Origin of the sequence: Salipiger marinus (genome assembly GCF_900100085.1) — a bacterium.
Taxonomy (GTDB): Bacteria; Pseudomonadota; Alphaproteobacteria; order Rhodobacterales; family Rhodobacteraceae; genus Salipiger; species Salipiger marinus.
Genome location: NZ_FNEJ01000005.1, coordinates 25,833 through 42,303 on the forward strand (window position 1 = coordinate 25,833; position 16,471 = coordinate 42,303).

Annotated in this window: 17 protein-coding genes and 1 pseudogene; 9 read left to right on the plus strand and 9 right to left on the minus strand. The window is 67.4% G+C overall.

Going from position 1 to position 16,471, the window contains the following annotated elements:
• Positions 1-879, minus strand: coding sequence for a MurR/RpiR family transcriptional regulator (locus BLR51_RS06705; RefSeq protein ID WP_089845268.1), 879 nt, complete (start codon positions 877-879; stop codon positions 1-3).
• 172 nt (positions 880-1,051) lie between these two features.
• Between BLR51_RS06705 and BLR51_RS06710 the strand changes: the two genes are divergently transcribed.
• The 4 genes from BLR51_RS06710 to BLR51_RS06725 are packed head-to-tail and all read left to right on the plus strand — an operon-like array spanning position 1,052 to position 4,521.
• Positions 1,052-1,423, plus strand: a complete 372-nt coding sequence (locus tag BLR51_RS06710) for a RidA family protein (protein ID WP_089845270.1) — start codon at positions 1,052-1,054, stop codon at positions 1,421-1,423.
• 9 nt (positions 1,424-1,432) lie between these two features.
• A complete protein-coding gene (locus BLR51_RS06715; protein WP_089845272.1) occupies positions 1,433-2,569 on the plus strand; it encodes an amidohydrolase/deacetylase family metallohydrolase in 1,137 nt (378 codons plus the stop codon).
• Positions 2,566-3,324 carry a creatininase family protein gene (locus BLR51_RS06720; protein WP_089845648.1) on the plus strand — a complete coding sequence of 253 codons (759 nt, stop codon included), beginning with the start codon at positions 2,566-2,568 and terminating at the stop codon, positions 3,322-3,324. Before BLR51_RS06715 ends, BLR51_RS06720 begins: the two co-directional genes overlap by 4 nt.
• A gap of 12 nt (positions 3,325-3,336) precedes the next feature.
• Positions 3,337-4,521, plus strand: a complete 1,185-nt coding sequence (locus tag BLR51_RS06725) for a pyridoxal-phosphate dependent enzyme (protein ID WP_089845274.1) — start codon at positions 3,337-3,339, stop codon at positions 4,519-4,521.
• A 59-nt stretch (positions 4,522-4,580) separates the two neighbouring features.
• On the opposite strand, the gene BLR51_RS06730 is transcribed toward BLR51_RS06725, so the two are convergent.
• From BLR51_RS06730 to BLR51_RS06740, 3 genes and pseudogenes are all read right to left on the minus strand, one after another.
• A complete protein-coding gene (locus BLR51_RS06730) occupies positions 4,581-5,192 on the minus strand; it encodes a TRAP transporter large permease subunit (protein ID WP_207543591.1) in 612 nt (203 codons plus the stop codon).
• 136 nt (positions 5,193-5,328) lie between these two features.
• A pseudogene (locus tag BLR51_RS06735) lies at positions 5,329-5,550 on the minus strand (four-carbon acid sugar kinase family protein); the annotation flags it as partial.
• Between the two features lie 119 nt (positions 5,551-5,669).
• The gene (locus BLR51_RS06740) at positions 5,670-6,206 is read right to left on the minus strand and encodes an FCD domain-containing protein (RefSeq protein ID WP_089845276.1); all 537 of its coding nucleotides are present in this window, start codon (positions 6,204-6,206) and stop codon (positions 5,670-5,672) included.
• A gap of 12 nt (positions 6,207-6,218) precedes the next feature.
• Here BLR51_RS06740 and BLR51_RS06745 point away from each other — a divergent pair, with 12 nt between their 5' ends.
• Together BLR51_RS06745 and BLR51_RS06750 are read left to right on the plus strand one after the other, a co-directional pair.
• A complete protein-coding gene (locus BLR51_RS06745) occupies positions 6,219-6,497 on the plus strand; it encodes a cupin domain-containing protein (protein WP_089845278.1) in 279 nt (92 codons plus the stop codon).
• A gap of 15 nt (positions 6,498-6,512) precedes the next feature.
• Positions 6,513-7,163, plus strand: coding sequence for a helix-turn-helix transcriptional regulator (locus BLR51_RS06750; protein WP_089845279.1), 651 nt, complete (start codon positions 6,513-6,515; stop codon positions 7,161-7,163).
• Here BLR51_RS06750 and BLR51_RS06755 read toward each other — a convergent pair.
• Complete coding sequence (locus BLR51_RS06755; protein WP_089845281.1) at positions 7,091-7,984, minus strand: LysR family transcriptional regulator; 894 nt, start codon at positions 7,982-7,984, stop codon at positions 7,091-7,093. The genes BLR51_RS06750 and BLR51_RS06755 overlap by 73 nt on opposite strands.
• Positions 7,985-8,114: 130 nt before the next feature.
• Here BLR51_RS06755 and BLR51_RS06760 point away from each other — a divergent pair, with 130 nt between their 5' ends.
• Positions 8,115-9,101, plus strand: a complete 987-nt coding sequence (locus BLR51_RS06760; RefSeq protein ID WP_207543578.1) for an MBL fold metallo-hydrolase — start codon at positions 8,115-8,117, stop codon at positions 9,099-9,101.
• 464 nt (positions 9,102-9,565) lie between these two features.
• On the opposite strand, the gene BLR51_RS06765 is transcribed toward BLR51_RS06760, so the two are convergent.
• Entirely contained in the window at positions 9,566-10,504 is a 939-nt protein-coding gene (locus tag BLR51_RS06765) for an IS110 family RNA-guided transposase (protein ID WP_089845285.1), read from the minus strand.
• 211 nt (positions 10,505-10,715) lie between these two features.
• Here BLR51_RS06765 and BLR51_RS28000 point away from each other — a divergent pair, with 211 nt between their 5' ends.
• Positions 10,716-11,816 carry an aldo/keto reductase gene (locus tag BLR51_RS28000; RefSeq protein WP_207543579.1) on the plus strand — a complete coding sequence of 367 codons (1,101 nt, stop codon included), beginning with the start codon at positions 10,716-10,718 and terminating at the stop codon, positions 11,814-11,816.
• Between the two features lie 73 nt (positions 11,817-11,889).
• Here BLR51_RS28000 and BLR51_RS06775 read toward each other — a convergent pair whose 3' ends face one another.
• From BLR51_RS06775 to BLR51_RS06785, 3 genes are read right to left on the minus strand one after another with little or no spacing between them, the layout of a single operon-like run.
• A complete protein-coding gene (locus BLR51_RS06775) occupies positions 11,890-12,582 on the minus strand; it encodes a class I SAM-dependent methyltransferase (RefSeq protein ID WP_207543580.1) in 693 nt (230 codons plus the stop codon).
• A 36-nt stretch (positions 12,583-12,618) separates the two neighbouring features.
• Entirely contained in the window at positions 12,619-14,937 is a 2,319-nt protein-coding gene (locus BLR51_RS06780; protein ID WP_089845287.1) for a xanthine dehydrogenase family protein molybdopterin-binding subunit, read from the minus strand.
• Positions 14,938-14,945: 8 nt separating this feature from the next.
• Positions 14,946-15,410, minus strand: coding sequence for a (2Fe-2S)-binding protein (locus tag BLR51_RS06785; RefSeq protein WP_089845289.1), 465 nt, complete (start codon positions 15,408-15,410; stop codon positions 14,946-14,948).
• A 142-nt stretch (positions 15,411-15,552) separates the two neighbouring features.
• On the opposite strand from BLR51_RS06785, the gene BLR51_RS06790 reads away from it, so the two are divergent.
• Complete coding sequence (locus BLR51_RS06790; RefSeq protein ID WP_089845291.1) at positions 15,553-16,209, plus strand: TetR/AcrR family transcriptional regulator; 657 nt, start codon at positions 15,553-15,555, stop codon at positions 16,207-16,209.
• Positions 16,210-16,471 lie beyond the last annotated feature (262 nt).

The following is a 16,471-nucleotide window of genomic DNA, read 5'->3' on the forward strand; positions in this document are numbered from 1 at the left end:
TCAGTCTCCGATGGGCCAGATTGGATCGTCGGAATTGATGCCGGACAGGGCGACGCGGACGCGGCGCAGCTTTTCCAGCACGTCGGGGCCGATATGTTCGGCGACCGCTGTCGCGATCAGGTCGATGATGAACAGCAGCGCGTAGCGCGCGGGCGTCGGCTTGTAGAGGTAATCGTCCGGCGGCACGAGGAAGGGCAGGACGATCTGCGCGCTGGCCGCCAGACGCGACCCCGGCTTGGTGATCGCGATGGTCGTCACGCCATATTGCCGGGCCAGTTCGATGGATTCCACGATCGACTGCACCTGACCGGAGACGGAAATCGCCACGATGACATGTTCGGGTCCGCTGATGGCCGCGATCATGCGCTGAAGCTGCCCGTCGGTCTGGGCGACGATGGGAATGCCCAGCCGGAACAGCCGGGTCTGCATCTCGATCGCGCCCAGAGAGGACACGCCGCCCGAGCCGAACACCGTGACCTGCTTTGCCGCCACAAGCGCGGGCAGGATGCGGGTGATGTCGTCGCGCGTCAGATGGCTGCGCACCAGCGCGATGGCGCGCTCGATCCCGGCGGTGATCGCCTCCGCCACGCGGTCGCTGCTGTCATCCGTCTCGACCGGGCGGGGGTAAAGATAGGGCCCGCCCAGAACCATGATCTGCGCCAGCTTGTGCTTGAAATCGCGCATGCCGTCGAACCCGAGCGACCGGCAGAACCGGGTCACGGTGGGCTCGCTCACCTCGGCGCGCGCGGCAAGATCGGCGATCGCGGCGCGGGACGCAAAATCGACGTCTTCCAGAATGATCCGCGCCAGTCGGCTGTTCGCCCCTGTGTCGCTGCCGCTGATCTCCCGCAGCATGTTGACGATGTCGATATTGGTCATGTCCCGCCCTGATCCCGGAGGATTCGATGCCTCATCCGGAGATCATGCTGCGCAGTCTCATGTAATAAAGCAACATATCATTTTCGTAACTTCGCCGATAAAACTGTTGATTTATGAACATGCCTAAAAGAATGTAAGAAAGTTACATGATTCAGCGAATAAGGGACAGCTCATGGCAAAGCAGACTTTCGGCACCTCGCACGTGCCGCTTTCTCCGGCGGTGCGCGCGGGCGATTTCGTTTTCATTTCCGGGCAGGTGCCGGTCGGGCCGGACGGCGCGCTTGTCGGCGGCGGCGTCGCCGCCGAGGCAGAGCAGGTGCTTGCCAATGTGAAGACGGCGCTGGAACTGGCGGGCGCGGGCATGGACGATGTCGTCAAGACCACCGTCTGGCTGCGCGATGCTGCGGATTTTGCCGAAATGAACGCGGTCTATGCCCGTCACTTCGCCACGAACCCGCCTGCCCGCACGACCGTGGAATCCCGCCTGATGGTCGACATCGCGCTGGAAATCGAGGCAATCGCCTATTGCCCGCAGCAAGACTGAGGATCCAAGATGGCATTTGACCTTGTCCTGACCGGCGGTCGCGTGGTCGACCCGTCCCAGAACCTTGATCAGGTCTGCGACGTGGCCTTTGCCGGCGGCAAGGTGGCGCAGATCGGACAGGATCTGGCCACCGGCGCCACACAGAGCCGCGACGTTTCGGGAAAGGTGGTGACGCCCGGGCTGATCGACCTGCACACCCATGTCTACTGGGGCGGCACCTCTCTGGGCATCGACGCCGAGGCCTTTGCCCGCAGCAGCGCGGTCACCACCGCCGTGGACACGGGCAGCGCGGGGCCGGGGAATTTTGCGGGCTTCCGCAAACATGTCATCGACCCCTGCCGCTCGCGCATCCTTGCCTATCTGCATGTCTCTTTTGCGGGGATTTACGGCTTTTCGCCGCGCATCATGATGGGGGAAAGCCATGATTTCCGGCTGATGGCCCCGCAGGAAGCGATCCCGGTCATCGAGGCCAACCGGGATGTCATCGTGGGCATCAAGGTCAGAATCGGACGCCATGCCAGCGGCCCGCAGGGGATCGCCCCGCTGGATGTGGCGCTGGATCTGGCCGAAGAGACCGGCCTGCATGTGATGTGCCATATCGACGAGCCGCCCCCCAGCTACGAGGCGGTGGTGGCGCGGCTGCGCCGGGGCGACGTGCTGACCCATTGCTACCGGCCCTTCCCCAATGCGCCGGTGCGCGGCGACGGCACGGTCAAGGACCAGGTTCTGGCCGCCCGCGACCGCGGCGTGATCTTCGATGTCGGCCATGGCATGGGATCGTTTTCGTGGAAGACGGCGCGGGCCATGCTGGCCGCAGGGTTTCCGCCCGATGTCATCTCTTCGGATGTGCACGCCTTCTGCATCGACGGGCCCGCCTATGATCAGGTCACGACCCTGTCGAAGTTTCTGGCGCTCGGGATGCCGCTTGACGAGGTCATCGCCGCCTCGACCAGCCGTCCGGCGGCGGTGCTGTCGCGCCCCGATCTTGGCACGCTGCAGCCGGGGGCTGCGGGTGACGCCTCTGTCCTGACGCTGGCCGAGGGCAGCTTTGCCTTCGCGGATGTGAAGGGCGAGACCGTCACCGGATCGCAGCGGCTGACCAGTGGCGGCGTCGTCATCGGCGGCGCGTGGTGGGATCCGGCATGATCTGGGCCGACCTGACCTCGGCAGAGCTGGAGACCATGGACCGGTCCGTGCCGGTCCTGCTGTCGGTCGCCGCCATCGAACAGCACGGGCCGCACCTGCCGCTGTCCACCGATGCGGTGATCGGCCAGCGCTTTCTGTCCCTGATCGAGGCGCAGATGCCGGACGAGGTGCTGATCCTGCCGCAGGTCGCTGTCGGCTGTTCCGAGCATCACATGGATTTTGCCGGCAGCCTGTCGGTCAGCCATCGCAGCTTTGCGCTTTATGTCGGCGACATCCTGCGGTCCGTGCTGCGTCACGGGTTCCGGTCGGTCATCGTGCTCAATTCCCATGGCGGCAATCAGGCCATCGGGCAGGTTATGCTGGAGGATCTGGGCGCCGCCCATCCCGGCCGCAGCCTTGCCTTTCTGACATGGTGGCGGCTGGCGGCCCCCGAACTTGCCGGGATCCGCAGCAGCGCGCGCGGCGGTCTTGGCCATGCCTGCGAATTCGAAACCTCGCTGATGATGTCGGCAGCCCCCGGAACCCTGCGCGCGGATCTGATCCCGCATCACGACGACGGGCGCGATCCTGCGCCGCACTGGGCACAGGAAGACATGCTGGAGGCCGGGCGCGGCGTGCTGCACCGCACGATGCGGGTAAAATCCGGCGGCGACGGGGTGGTGGGCGCCCCGCATCTGGCCACGGCGGCCAAGGGCGGCGCCATCGAATCCGCCGTCGTGGCACAGCTGGCCCACGTCATCCGCAGCCTGTCGTAAAGGAGACCCGCCATGACCGAGGACCATCTGATCTGCATCAGCTGCGGGAGCAGCGAGGATATTGCCAAGGTGCCCTCCACCTGCCCGGCCTGCGGCGGCATCCTTGATCTGGTGCTGGGATCCGATGCGCCTTCGCGCGTGGCGGGACCGGGGGTCTGGGCCTGGGCGAGCCGTCTGCCCGCCGTGCGCCCGCAGAACCGCATCACCTTGGGCGAGGGCGCGACCCCGGTGCTGCAGGCCAGCAGGCTGGCCCGGCAGAAGGGCCTGTCGGATCTGTGGATCAAGACGGATTCCCTGATGCCCACCGGGTCGTTCAAGGACCGGGCCATCGCGGTTGCGACAGCACTTGCCTGCGAATACGACCGCCCCGGCATGGTGCTGTCCTCCAGCGGCAATGCCGGGGCCTCGGGGGCGGCCTATGCCGCGCGGGCAGGCCGACCCATCGTCATTCTTGTGCCGCGCACGGCGCCCCCGGCAAAGCTGCGCCAGATCGCCATCACTGGCGCAAGGCTGGTCACCGTCGATGGCCCGACCAGCGAATGCTGCAGGCTCGCCGAAGAGCTGTCACGCGAACGGGGCTGGGTGAACCTGACGACGACGTTTCACAATCCCTTCGGTGTCGACGGCTACGCGACCATCGCCTATGAACTGGCGCCGCTGAAGCCGGATGTGCTGCTTCTGCCGATTTCCAGCGGACCGCTGCTGGTGGGGCTGATGAAGGGGTTCGAACATCTGCACGCCATCGGTGCCATCGACCGCGTGCCGCGCCCGGTTGCGGTGCAGCCGACCGCCTGCGCCCCGATCGCCCGCGCCTTTGACGCAGGCGGCGATGTGGGGCCATGGGCGCATCAGCCCACCATCGCCTCGGCCCTGAACGACACGCTGGAAGGCTATGAGAACAACGGCGATTACACGCTTGCCAAGATCCGGCGCCATGGCGGGGCCGCCATTGCCATCGCCGAGGCGCAGATTCTGCACAGCCAGCGCGAGCTTGCCTCGGCCGAGGGCATCCTGCTGGAACCAAGCGCCGCCATCACCATCGGCGCCATTGCGCCGCTGCTGGCCGCCGGGCTGATCACGCCCGATGAGCGCGTCGTGGCGGTAGGCACCGGCCATGGGCTGAAGGATCTGTCGGCGGTCAGCCTCGACACCGCCTCGGGCGCCACCTCCCCGCAGGATCTGCTGCGCGAGATCTGAGCCCGTCCGCGCCGCCTGCCCCGCAGGGCAAGGCGGCGCGCCGGGTCAGGTCGGCAGGATCAGTTCGACAGGGCCCAGCTGGTGAAGCCGGGGACATAGGTCACCAGCATCAGCACCGCCAGCATGATCCCCCAGAACGGCAGCATGGCGCGCGACAGCCGCAGGATGGACACGCCCGAGATGCTGCTGGCAAGATACATCGCCGTGCCCACCGGCGGCGTCAGCAGCCCGATGGTCAGGTTGATGACCATGATCAGCCCGAACTGCACCGGATCGACTCCCAGATGCCCCGCCACCGGCGCAAGGATCGGCGTCAGCAGCAGGATGGCAGGACCGCTGTCAAGGAACATGCCCACCACCAGCAGCATCAGGTTGATGAGCAGCAGCAGCAGGATACGGTTTTCGGTCAGCCCTAGGATGACCCCGGCGATGGTCTGCGGCAGCTGCGCATTGGTCAGCAGCCAGCCGAACAGCGAGGTGGCAGCAATGATCGCCGCGATGACTGCGGTGCCGATGGCGGCCTCCATGCAGATCGCGGGGATCTTCTGCAGCGTGATTTCCTTGTAGACAAAGATGCCCACCAGAAAGGCATAGACGGCCACCACCGCCCCGCCCTCGGTCGGGGTGAAGACACCCATGCGGATCCCGCCGATGATGATGACCGGCATCATCAGCGCCCAGCTTGCCTCCTTCAGCCGCCGCCATTTTTCGGCGCCGCTGACCCTGCCTTCGGTGGGTCTTGGCCAAGGCCAAAACCATGGCGACGGGGCCGATACTGCCCTGCGGGGTGCTGTCGAAGGTCGGGCAGTATTTGAACAGGATCTGCTGGTAGCCCTGCGCCCGCAGCCAGTCCAGTGCCGCCAGCGACTGCGCAACCGCCTGTTCCGCCAGACCGCTGCGCGATTTCAGCGCAACGACCCCGGCCTCGATCACCGGATCAGGCGGCTGATCCGGAACGCCGGAATACTGGGTGACCTGCATGGATTGCTTGGAGCCGGTGAAATCATAACCAATACAGCCAGGAAGCATCGTGGAGCCGTTGCAGAAAGTTCGGTCGCCACCGGCGCGCTAGTCGCTGCCGCAGCCCGGGCGGGCAAACGCCCCTGCCCCGTCCGCGCGCATCGCAGCACCGCCCTGTGCCGTCTGTGTCAGTCCGCCGGATCGGCGGCCTCTTCGCGGATGTCCGAGTAGGTCTGGACCACCACCGTCAGGTGGGCGCGCATCGCAGCCTCGGCGCGGTCCGCGTCGCGGTCCCGGATCGACTCGACCATCTGCCGGTGCGCGGCCATGGCCCTGGACAGGGCCTCGGGAGGGCTCCGCGACATGCGCCGCTGGTCCTCCGGCAGTTCCGGCACGACATGAGTGAGCGGATCCTGCGCGATGCTGGCAATCCGGTGGTGAAGGGTGTCATCGGTCCGGGGAAAAAGCGCGATGTCCCCGTTCTGGGCCAGAGGCTCCGCCAGATCGCGCTCTGACGGCAGGCGGTCGCGGTTCGCAAATACGCCCGACCGCCCCCGCGCCTCGATGTCCTTGGTGATCTGGCCCGGCAGCCGTTCGCGACGCAGGCGGAGAATGGGGCTGATGGCTGCGGCCCCGACGGTGAGGACGGCCTCGGCCGCCCCGGCTTCGGGGTCGCGAAGCCCTGCTCGACAGGGGATGGCCGAAGGACTGAACACCGGCGGCATTCACGATGGCTCATGCTCTGTCACGCCGTGGATCCGCTGTCTCATCTGCTGGCGCTGCTCAAGCCGCGCAGCTGCATCACCGCCGGGGGCGACCGGGGGCTGGGCCTTGATGATCTGGCCGGTCGCATCAAATGCGACGCGGCGATCAGGGGCGACTGCTGGCTGGCCATGGCGGATGCGGCACCGGTCCATCTGCGCACCGGCGACTGCCTCGTCCGGCCCAGTGGCCGGTTCGCGACCAAGTCCAGCAGCCCCGGACATCCCGACCGCAGCGGTCAGGTGGTGACCTAAACTGGCGGCGGCGACGTGGTTCTGGTCGGCAACCGGTTCGAGATCACCGCAGGGCAGGCGGCGATGATGCAGCAGACCCTCCGCATCAAAAACGCGGCAGAGCAGGCGCGGCTCCGGCTTTATCTGGTTCTGATGACGGCGGAGATGCGGGAGGGTGCCCCCGGATCCGCGCTTGTGGCGCAGAACCTGTCCCAGATGATCCTCGCAGAGGCGCTGCGGCCTTCCCTTGCCGATGTGACGAAGGAGGATGTCGGCTGGGTCTCGGCGCTGGCCGATCCGAACCCCGGCACCGTCCAGCGCGTCATGCAGGACGATCCGGGCCGAGCATGGACGCCGGAGGCGCTGGGGCGCATCGCCGGGATGTCCCGCACCTGCATCGCACAGCAGTTCCGCAGCCGGGTCGGCGAGACGCCGATGGGGTTTCTGGCCCGCTGGCGGAGGATGTCCGCCGCCGCCCTGCTGGCGGAAGGGCAGCATGCGGTCCTCGCTGGGTTCAACCGCGTCACCGGATCGCCGCCGGGACAGGTCGCCCGCACCCACTGGCACGGATCAGCCCGCCGCGTGTCCGAGCCCATGCAGGGGCGCGGCAGCGCTCAGCGCGCTGAGCGGCGCACGAAGTCCAGAAAGGCGCGCATGGCGGCGCTGCTGTGGCGCCTGTTGGGGTAATAAAGGAACCAGCTGGGCAGGGTCGGGCTCCAGTCGGTGAGAAGATCGACAAGCCTGCCCTCCGCGATCGGCGCGCGGGCATAATCCTCCAGCACATGCGCGATCCCCTGCCCGGCAAGGGCGGCCTGAAGCTCCTGATGCGCCGAACTCAGGGTCAGGCGGCCCTCCGGCACCAGCTCGACCGTGTCGCCCTCCTTGGCAAAGGCCCACGCCGCCAGCGCGCCCCCCGGATAGCGGCGCCGGATGCAGTTATGGCCGATCAGATCGCCGGGGGTTTCGGGGCGCCCCCGGTCCCTCAGATAGTCCGGGCTCGCCACGATCGCATAGCGCAGCGGCGGACCAAGCGGCACCGCGATCATGTCCTCTGCCAGCTGCCGCCCGAACCTGACACCCGCGTCGAAACCCTGACTGACGATGTCGACGATGGCCGCATCGCTGACGATCTCGACCCGCACTTCGGGATAGGTCTCCATGAAGGCGAAGGCGAGCGGACAGAGCACATGGTCCACCGCAGGCCCCGGCGCGTTGATGCGCAGGGTGCCGGACGGAGTTTCGCGCAGCTGGTCAAGCTCGACAAGCGCGAGGCGGATGTCGTCAAGCGCCGGGCCAAGCCGGTCCAGCAGCCGCGCCCCCGCCTCGGTCGGGGCGATGCTGCGCGTGGTGCGGTTCAGCAGCCGCAGGCCAAGCGCCTGTTCAAGCGTGGTCATCGTCTGGCTCATCACCGAGGAAGAGACGCCGCGTTCCGTCGCCGCCGCGCGAAAGCCGCCGGATCGCACGATCAGCGCGAAGGTTTCCAGATGATCGAGCCGTACAGGCGGCATTGCTCGCTCCAGCAGATCAGTGTGCTCTTCTTTGCTCGGCTTATCATGCGGTTGGCGGGGTGTCATCTTCGGAGCGACCGCGGCGCCATCTGGGGGCCGGCAGGCCATTCCCCGTTTGAAAGGACCAAGAATGCTTACACTCAACCGTCGCAAGGTCATGCTGTCCGCCATGGCCGGGGCATCCGGCCTGCTGGTCGGTTCCGGCGCATCCGGACGGCTGTCTGCACAGCCCGCCCCCGTGTCGCCGGTCGGGAATGCGGGGCATTACCGCTTCCACATCGGAGACATTGCCGCGACCGTGCTGAGCGATGGCATGATCGGCGGCCCGCCCGCGATCTATGCCGGGGATGCCCCGGAGGCGGATCTGGCGGAGGTTCTGCGCCGCGCCATGCTGCCGACGGAGTTTCTTGCCCTCAACCTCAACACCCTGCTGCTGGAGATCGGCGGCCAGCGCGTGCTGCTGGAGGCCGGGGCCGGGGCGACCATGGGGCCGAATGGCGGTCGGCTGTTCGACAACCTGCGCGCCATCGGCCTTGCGGCAGACGACATCGACATGGTGGTCATCTCGCACACCCATCCCGATCATGTCGGCAACCTGCGCAGCGCAGAGGGGGGCCGCGCCTTTCCCCGCGCCACCGTGATGGCCCCCCGCCCCGACTGGGCCTTTTTCGTGGAGGCAGAGCCGGATCTGTCCTACATGCCGGTGCCAGAGGAGTTCCGGCAGCGCTTCGCCGCCAACATCAAGCAGAGCGTGCAGCCCTATCTTCAGGACGTCGCGCTTTACGACCCCGGCACAGAGATCCTGCCCGGCCTCACCACGATTGCCGCCCCGGGCCACACCCCGGGCATGGCGACGTTCCTTGTGCATTCGGGCGACGCGCAGGTGCTGCTGACCGCCGATCTGGCCTATCACCCCGTCATCAACATCAATCAGCCCTGGCGCCCCGGACCCGACCGCGATCAGGAGGGCGCCGCCGCGACCCGGCAGCGCATCTTCGATCGGGCAGCGGCTGACCGCATCCCCGTGCTGGGCTTTCATTTTCCCTTCCCCGGGCTTGGCCACATCCTGCGGACCGACAGCGGCTACGCGTGGGTGCCTGCGGGCTGGCAGTTCTGAGCTTGAAAGTCCCACGACATCACGACCATCGACCGGCGCAGCCTGCCGGGCGCTGCGGGGGCCGCCGCGCTCGGTCCGGCCTCGACCGGAGCGGGCAGCGCGCAAACGCAGCAGGCCGGGTCCGCCGACAGCGCGGAAGATGCGCCGATCACGCGCCAGATCGGCCAGCCCGGCCAAGCGGTGACGGCGCTGGGTCTGGGCCCCTTCCTGACCTTCGACCTGCTGACCGGCGCGCCGCGCGCGCCCCTGCGCGAGGTCGTCGCCCGGGTTGCCGCCGGTGGCGGCGGCGTGGTCGACACCTCGCCGCTTCATGGCTCAGCCAAGGTCAGCCTTGGCGCGATCATGTCCGAGATGCCAGAGGCACGGAACATCTTCGTGGCCAACAAGATCTGGTCGACCGGCGACTATCTGGGCGATACCAGCCAGGCCACGGCCAGCCTTGATCAGTCGAGTATCCGTCTTGGTCAAGGGCGTTCCGGCTGCCAATCGCGGGCGTCGCGCAGCAGCGTGTTCGCGAGAACCAGCATGCGACGCATGACGGCGGTGATGGCAACCTTCTTCGCCTTGCCGGCGCTCACGAGCTGCTGGTACTTGTCGCGAAGATCGCGATTGAAACGGATAGCAACCAGCGCCGGCATGTAGATTGCCCGCCGAATTGATGACCGGCCGCCGGTAATTCGTTCCTTGCCCTGCCACTTGCCAGACTGCTGCGTCATTGGAGCGAGCCCGGCCAGAGCAGTTATCTTTTTGCTGTCGAGATACCCCAGTTCCGGCATATCGATCAGCATGGTCGTGGCGGTCAGACGGCCGATCCCCGGGATGGTCATCAATCGACGAATGCGCCCTTCGAGGGTGCCTCGCTGCTTGGCGATCTGCGCGATTACTTCATCCAGCGCGTGGATATCGGCGGCAATGTCATCGATGCGGCGACAAATCTGTTCTCGCACGAGCGGATTGATCGCCGTGGCAAGTCTGGTCTTAGCAGTGACCTGATCCTTGACGAGGGCCCGCCGCGCTGTCAGCAACTCCCTGAGATCATGAACATCTTCGCCCTCGACATCTTGAGGGGCCAGATCGAGCACCACCCCCATGCGCGCCAGCATCCTAGCATCGACGCTGTCGGTCTTTGCCAGTCGACCAATGGCCTGTGCAAATCGGCGCGCCTGCTTTGGATTGACTTTGATGAAGGGCCGCCCCGCCCGGCTGAGATGCCGCTCCAGGCCACGATGATAGGCGCCGGTCGCCTCGAAGACGATCAGCACGCCCTCCTCCTCTCCAAGCCAGTCGCACAACTGGCCGAACCCTTCCTCCGTGTTCGGCAGGCGGCGCGCTTCGGATCGGGAATGCCAGAATGCGTCGAGACGGTCTTTCGAGACGTCGATGCCGATGGTATCCTTAGCCATCTTTTCTTTCCACCTTTGCTTGTCGTTCGGGCCCGAAGCCCACGTATCCGTTCAGGTCGTTAGAAAAGACGGGGGCTCGTCAAACTCGACCGCGGTCCTGAAAGACCAAGCTCCGCACGACGCAGCCCCCGCCGCTGCCCCGCAGTTTGCGGTGCCGGGCAGCGGCTCCCTTTTGCCTCAGGAGCCAAAAATTCCATAAGACAAGCTCCGCATGTGGTGCCCGGTGATCGACCTGATGCAGTGCCACAGCATGACAAATGCCGGGGTTGTCCTGCCGCTGATGCAGGCGTGGAAGTCCGAGGGCCAGATCGGCCATGTCGGGGTCACCCATCACGAGTCCTCCTATCAGGCGGAGCTGACCGGTTTCATAGAGCGGGGGGCGGGGGATGTCGTGCAGACCAGCCATTCGATCCTCAACCGCGCGGCAGAGCACAGGCTGCTGCCCGCCGCCGCCGACCGGGGCATCGGGGTCTTCGTCAACCTTCCGCTGGAAAAGGCGCGGCTGATGCATGTCGTGGCAGAAGAACCCCTGCCGGATTTCGAGCAGGATTTCGGCGCCAGAAGCTGGGCGCAGTTCCTTTTGAAATGGGTCATCGCCCATCCCGCCGCGACCTGTGTGCTCTGCGGCACGTCGAACCCGGACCATATGAGCGACACCCAGATGACGATGCGCGGCCCGCTTCCGGACGAGCCGATGCGCCGCCGGATGCTGCGCCACATGGAAACGATCCCGGGCTTCAGCACGATTGGAACCCTGCCATGGTATCCGGACAAGGACGCGCTTTATCGTGCCCAGATCCGCAGCGCGCAGGCGGCGGCGCGCACAGCCAAATTCCGCAGACGCGGGCGATCGGGTCACATCCGGCTGAAGGCACCGCGGCGCGAGGAGACATCAGGCAGGACGGCGGGTGACGGAACCGCCGCCCTTTCCTCTGCCAGCCGCGCCGTTGGCCCCATGCGAGCCTGCCGTTTCGGGTCAGGCTGCGCTGGCCCCGGCCTCGGTCAGGCGCGGGGCCGGGATGCAGCTGCACCGGGCGCCGGTCATGGCGGCGCCGGGTCACGCCGCAGCGCGCGGCGCTCAGGCCTCCTCTGCGGCGGGCAGGATCGACCGGGTCCGCCGCACACCCACGGGCTGTGTCACCGCAAGCGGGAGGCGGCGCAGCCGCCGTCCGGTTGCCGCAAAGATCGCATTGGCAAGCGCGGGCGCGACCGGGATCACGCCGGGCTCTCCCGCTCCCCCCGGCGGCGCGTCGCTGTCAAGGAGCGCGACATGCACATCGGGCGCGTTGTGCATGGGACGCACCGGAGGTGAGGCTGGGCCAAGACCGCCGCTACACCACGCGCCACCTGCGTATATTTTACCGTATAGGACGAGCCAGCATCGGTCATGACCGGTCAGGCAAGGGCGAGGGCGCGCTGCGGCTGATGCGGTAGACCGAGGCGGGCGGCAGATTGGCCCAAGTGCCCCCGATGCGCTGCGCCTGCAGGCCAAGCCGGGTCAGGATCGAAGGCGGCACCGGGCAGCGCGGGCCATAGGTGAACTGATAGAGGCTGCCATCGGGGCGAAGGCAGGCGAAGGCGGTCTTCAGGATCGCCAGCACCCTGCGCGGCTTCATCGACAGAAGCCCAAGCCCGCTGACCACCGCCCCTGCCCTGTCTTGCGGAAAAAGAACGGACGCAGACAGCCGGGCGGCATCGCGCTGCAGCACCCGCGCCTGAGGGAAGCGCATGCGCAGCAGCGCGGCAAAGTCGGGACCCATCTCGACCAGCGTCAGCTGGCCTTCCGCAAGGCCACGGGCCAGCAGCGCGCGCGTGAACACGCCCGTTCCCGCGCCCAGCTCCAGCACCGGGCCGTGGTCGGGCGTGATCTCACGGGTGATCAGCTCTGCCAGCCGCACGCCAGAGGGGGCGATCGCCGCGACGCGCAGCGGATCCGACGCCCAGGACCGCAGAAAGCGCAGGCTGTCGGATCCGCAGCGCGTCGACATCGGGGGCGCGCGGTGATCGGTCTGTGCCCTGTCGCGCTCTGCGGACAGGGCGGGGCGCTGGGGCGTGTCAGCTTTGGCGGAAAGGGACATGAGCATCCTCGGATGTCTGACAGGGCAAGCGGCGGGTCACGCCTGATCGGGCGGCAGCATGCTGCGGATCCGGCGCGCGCCGATGGTTTCGGTGACGGTCAGCGGCAGGTGGCGCAGGCGGCGCCCGGTGGCGGCAAACAGGGCATTGGCGACCGCTGCCGCTGCCGGAACCACGCCGGGTTCCCCCGCCCCGCAGGGCGGCTCGCCGCTTTCGACGATCTCGACAGCGATGGCGGGTGCGTTGGCGAGGCGCTGCACCGGAAAATCGTGGAAGTTGGTTTCCACAACGGCGCCGCGTTCGACGCGGATCGCGCTCATCAGCGCGGTTGTCACGCCATAGATTGCGCCGCCCTCCATCTGGGCCACGACCTGATCGGGGTTGATGACGAGCCCTGCATCAATGGCGCAGAACAGCCGGTCCACCGTCACCTCCCCGTCGGGCGCCACCGTCACCTCTGCCACCTGAGCGACGACGCTGCGATAACATTCCTCGATCGCGATGCCCCGCCCGCGTCCCGGAGCCAGCGGCGCGCCCCAGCCTGCCATCCGCGCGACCCGGTCCAGCACGGCCAGATGCCGCGGGCTGTCGCGCAGCAGGGCCCGCCGATAGGCCAGCGGATCGGCCCCCGCCGCCTGCGCGCATTCGTCGATGAAGCTTTCGGTGAAGAAGGTGTTGAAGGAAAACCCGTTCGACCGCCAGAAATGGATGGGCATGTGGCTGGGCACATGCTGGCTGCGCATCCGGCGGTTGGGCAGGGTGTAGTGACGCTTCTCCAGCCCCTCGACCGTCAGAACGTCGCCGTCCGGACCGGGCGTGACCGGCAGGTTGCGCCCGCCCATGGAATGGAGGATCGACTGCGCCGCCACCAGCGCGTCATAGGCCACAGGCAGCCCGTCCGGCCCCAGTGCGGCGCGCAGGCGGGCGGCGGCGTGGCTGCGATACAGGCCGCGCCCGATATCCTCTTCGCGCGACCAGATCACCTTGACCGCCCGGCCCGGGTGGCGCGCGGCGAGATAGGCGGCCTCGGCGATCACGTCGTGATCGCTGCGCCGCCCGAAGGCGCCGCCGTTCATCGTGATGTGCAGCGTGGTCTCGCGGGCGCTGACCCCCGCCCAGCCCATGCCGCGCGCAGCCCCCGAACGCATCGTGACGCGGTTCTGTGAGGGCGCCCAGATCTCGGCGCGGCCATCCGGATGCAGGATCGCGGTGGCGTTCATCGGCTCCATGCAGGCATGGGTGACGAAGGGCACGCCGTATTCGGCCTCGATGACCGTGGCCCCGGGCGCGGCCAGCGCCGCCGCCGCATCGCCCTCGTCGATATGGTCATGCGGGCTGCCGGTTGCCAGCGCTTCGGTCTGGCGTGCGGCAAGCTGCGCGCTGTCCACCGCCTCCGCACCGGTTGCCGACCAGTCGATCTGCAGCAGCCATGCCGCCTGTTCGGCCTGCCACCACGAGCGGGCCAGAACCGCCACATGCCGCCCGTCGATCAGCACCACATCCACCACGCCGGGTGCGGACCGCACCCTCGCCTCGTTCCGCACGCCAGAGACGCTGGCGCCAAACACCGGCGCGTGGCGGATCGCGGCATGCAGCATGTCGGGCAGGGTCACATCCATGCCAAAAACCGGCGCACCCCTGACCTTGGCAGGCAGATCCACCCGCGGCTGCGACCGCCCAATCAGCCGCCAGTCCGACCGGGCTTTCAGCACAGGATCGTCCGGAGGCGGCAGCACCGCTGCCGCCCGCGCCAGTTCCCCATAGGAAAGGACCCGTTCGGTCGCCTCATGGCGCACGACCCCTGCCGCCGTGGTCAATTCCGACGGCGGCACGCCCAGCCGGATCGCAGCGGCGGCGATCAGCATCTGCCGCGCCGCCGCCCCCGCCACGCGCATGGGATGCCACAGCCCCATGGTCGAGCCCGAAGCCCCGGTGGCGATGAAGCCCATCTCGCCCAGCACCCGCCGCCCCAGCCAGACCACCGGGCCGCTCGCCTCTTCCGGACGGACCTGCAGGACGTTGAACCATGTGGAATAGGCGGGATGGGCCTCGGTCGGGAAGTCGACCCGGATGCGGTCGTCAAAGGGCAGGTCCATTTCTTCGGCGACGATCATGGCAAGGCCGGTATGGATCCCCTGTCCCATTTCGGTCCGGGGCACGTTGATGACGACGCTGCCATCCGGATGCAGCACCACGAAGGCGTTCAGGACAGCACTTTCGCCATCGACATGACCCTCCAGCCCGTCGACATCGACGGTGGAGAGATAGCCGATACCGGCAATGCCAGCGACAAGGGCGGTGCCGCCCAAGGCGGCGCCAGTCAGAAGCAGGCCGCGGCGGGTGATCAGGCGGGGCATGGCGGCTCCTATCCGGCAGACAGCGTGGCGGCGGCGCGGTGGATGGCGCGGCGGATGCGGGGATAAGTGCCGCAGCGGCAGATATTGGTGATCGCCTCGTCGATCTGCGCATCGGAGGGGTTGGGGATCTGCGACAGAAGCGCTGTCACCGCGATCAGGAAACCGGGCTGGCAATAGCCGCATTGCGGCACCTGTTCGTCCAGCCAGGCCTGCTGCACCGCCGAAAGCTGGCCATCGGGCTGGGCCAGCCCCTCCACCGTCACGACGCGGGCGCCTGACAGGTCGCCGACAAAGACCTGACAGGAGGGCACGGACTCCCCGTCGATCAGCACCCGGCAGGCGCCGCACTCGGCCACGCCGCAGCCGAACTTTGGACCAAGAATGCCCAGATCCTCGCGCAGCGCCCATAACAGCGGTTTGTCCGCGCTGCCCTCCAGCGCGACCGCGCGTCCATTGACGGTGAATTCGACCATGTCCCGGCTCCGTATCTGATCGGACGAGCTGCCGGTCGGTGGGACCGGGCACCTATTATACTATACGGTATAGTATACTCAAACTCGGGGTGTCAATCTGGCGCCGATTGGTGCATACGCTATCGTGATCGAGGCCCGAGCCATGAAAAAAGACGACAAACTCTCCCTGCCCGCCCGTATCCTGAGGGCCGCCTTCATCACCTTTGGTGAGCGTGGCTATGACAAGGCGTCGATGGATGAGGTGGCGCAGGCCGCCGGGACCACGAAGCGCACGGTCTACGCGCATTTCACCAACAAGGAGACGCTGTTCCGCGCGTCCTTCGGGCAGGCCGTCGAGTGGTTTCTGGCCGAACTCCCCGAGCTTGACCCCGCAGGCGATGTGGCGGCGGAGCTCACGCATTTCACCAGCCGGTTCAGCGACCTGTCCACATGGCGCGGGCCGGTGCGTCTGCAGCGCGTTGCCATCAGCGAGGCCGAACGCCTGCCAGATCTCGCCGAAATGCTGCACGAGCGGGTCATCCGCGGCGCGGAGGACCGGATCGCCCGGTTTCTGATGGACAGCCCCGGCTTCGGCAGCGTGGAGGCGGAGCGGGCGCTGCAGCTGGCCCGGCTGCTTCTGAACATGACGACGGCTCCGCAGCGCTTCGCCACCCTGATGGAGGCGACAAAGCCCGTTCACCTCCACCCCTCCGTCTCCGGCTTCGACCGCGACGAGGCATGGATCCGCCTTGCGGTGAAGTTCTTTCTTGATGGTATTGCCGCAGGCCAGTCGCAGGGCGGTGACGGGAACGCCCGGTAAACAAGGCCCCGCCCCCGCCTTTCCGCGACGCCCCGACCAATGCCGCCAGCATCGCGGAACTGAAGACGATGATCCCCCATGTCCCCAGCTCTTGCGGTGTGCCGGTGGGGGTGGAATGCCGCCGCGTCGCCAACTGCGGGCTGGTCGAAGAGGGACTGCAGGCATGACCCCCGGAAAGCCTTGCACCCGGAACGCGGGCGGGCGGGGCTCCTCGGCCTGCCTGCCCGCCCCAAGGCTCTGCCCAAGTTTCGGGTCGGGCCCG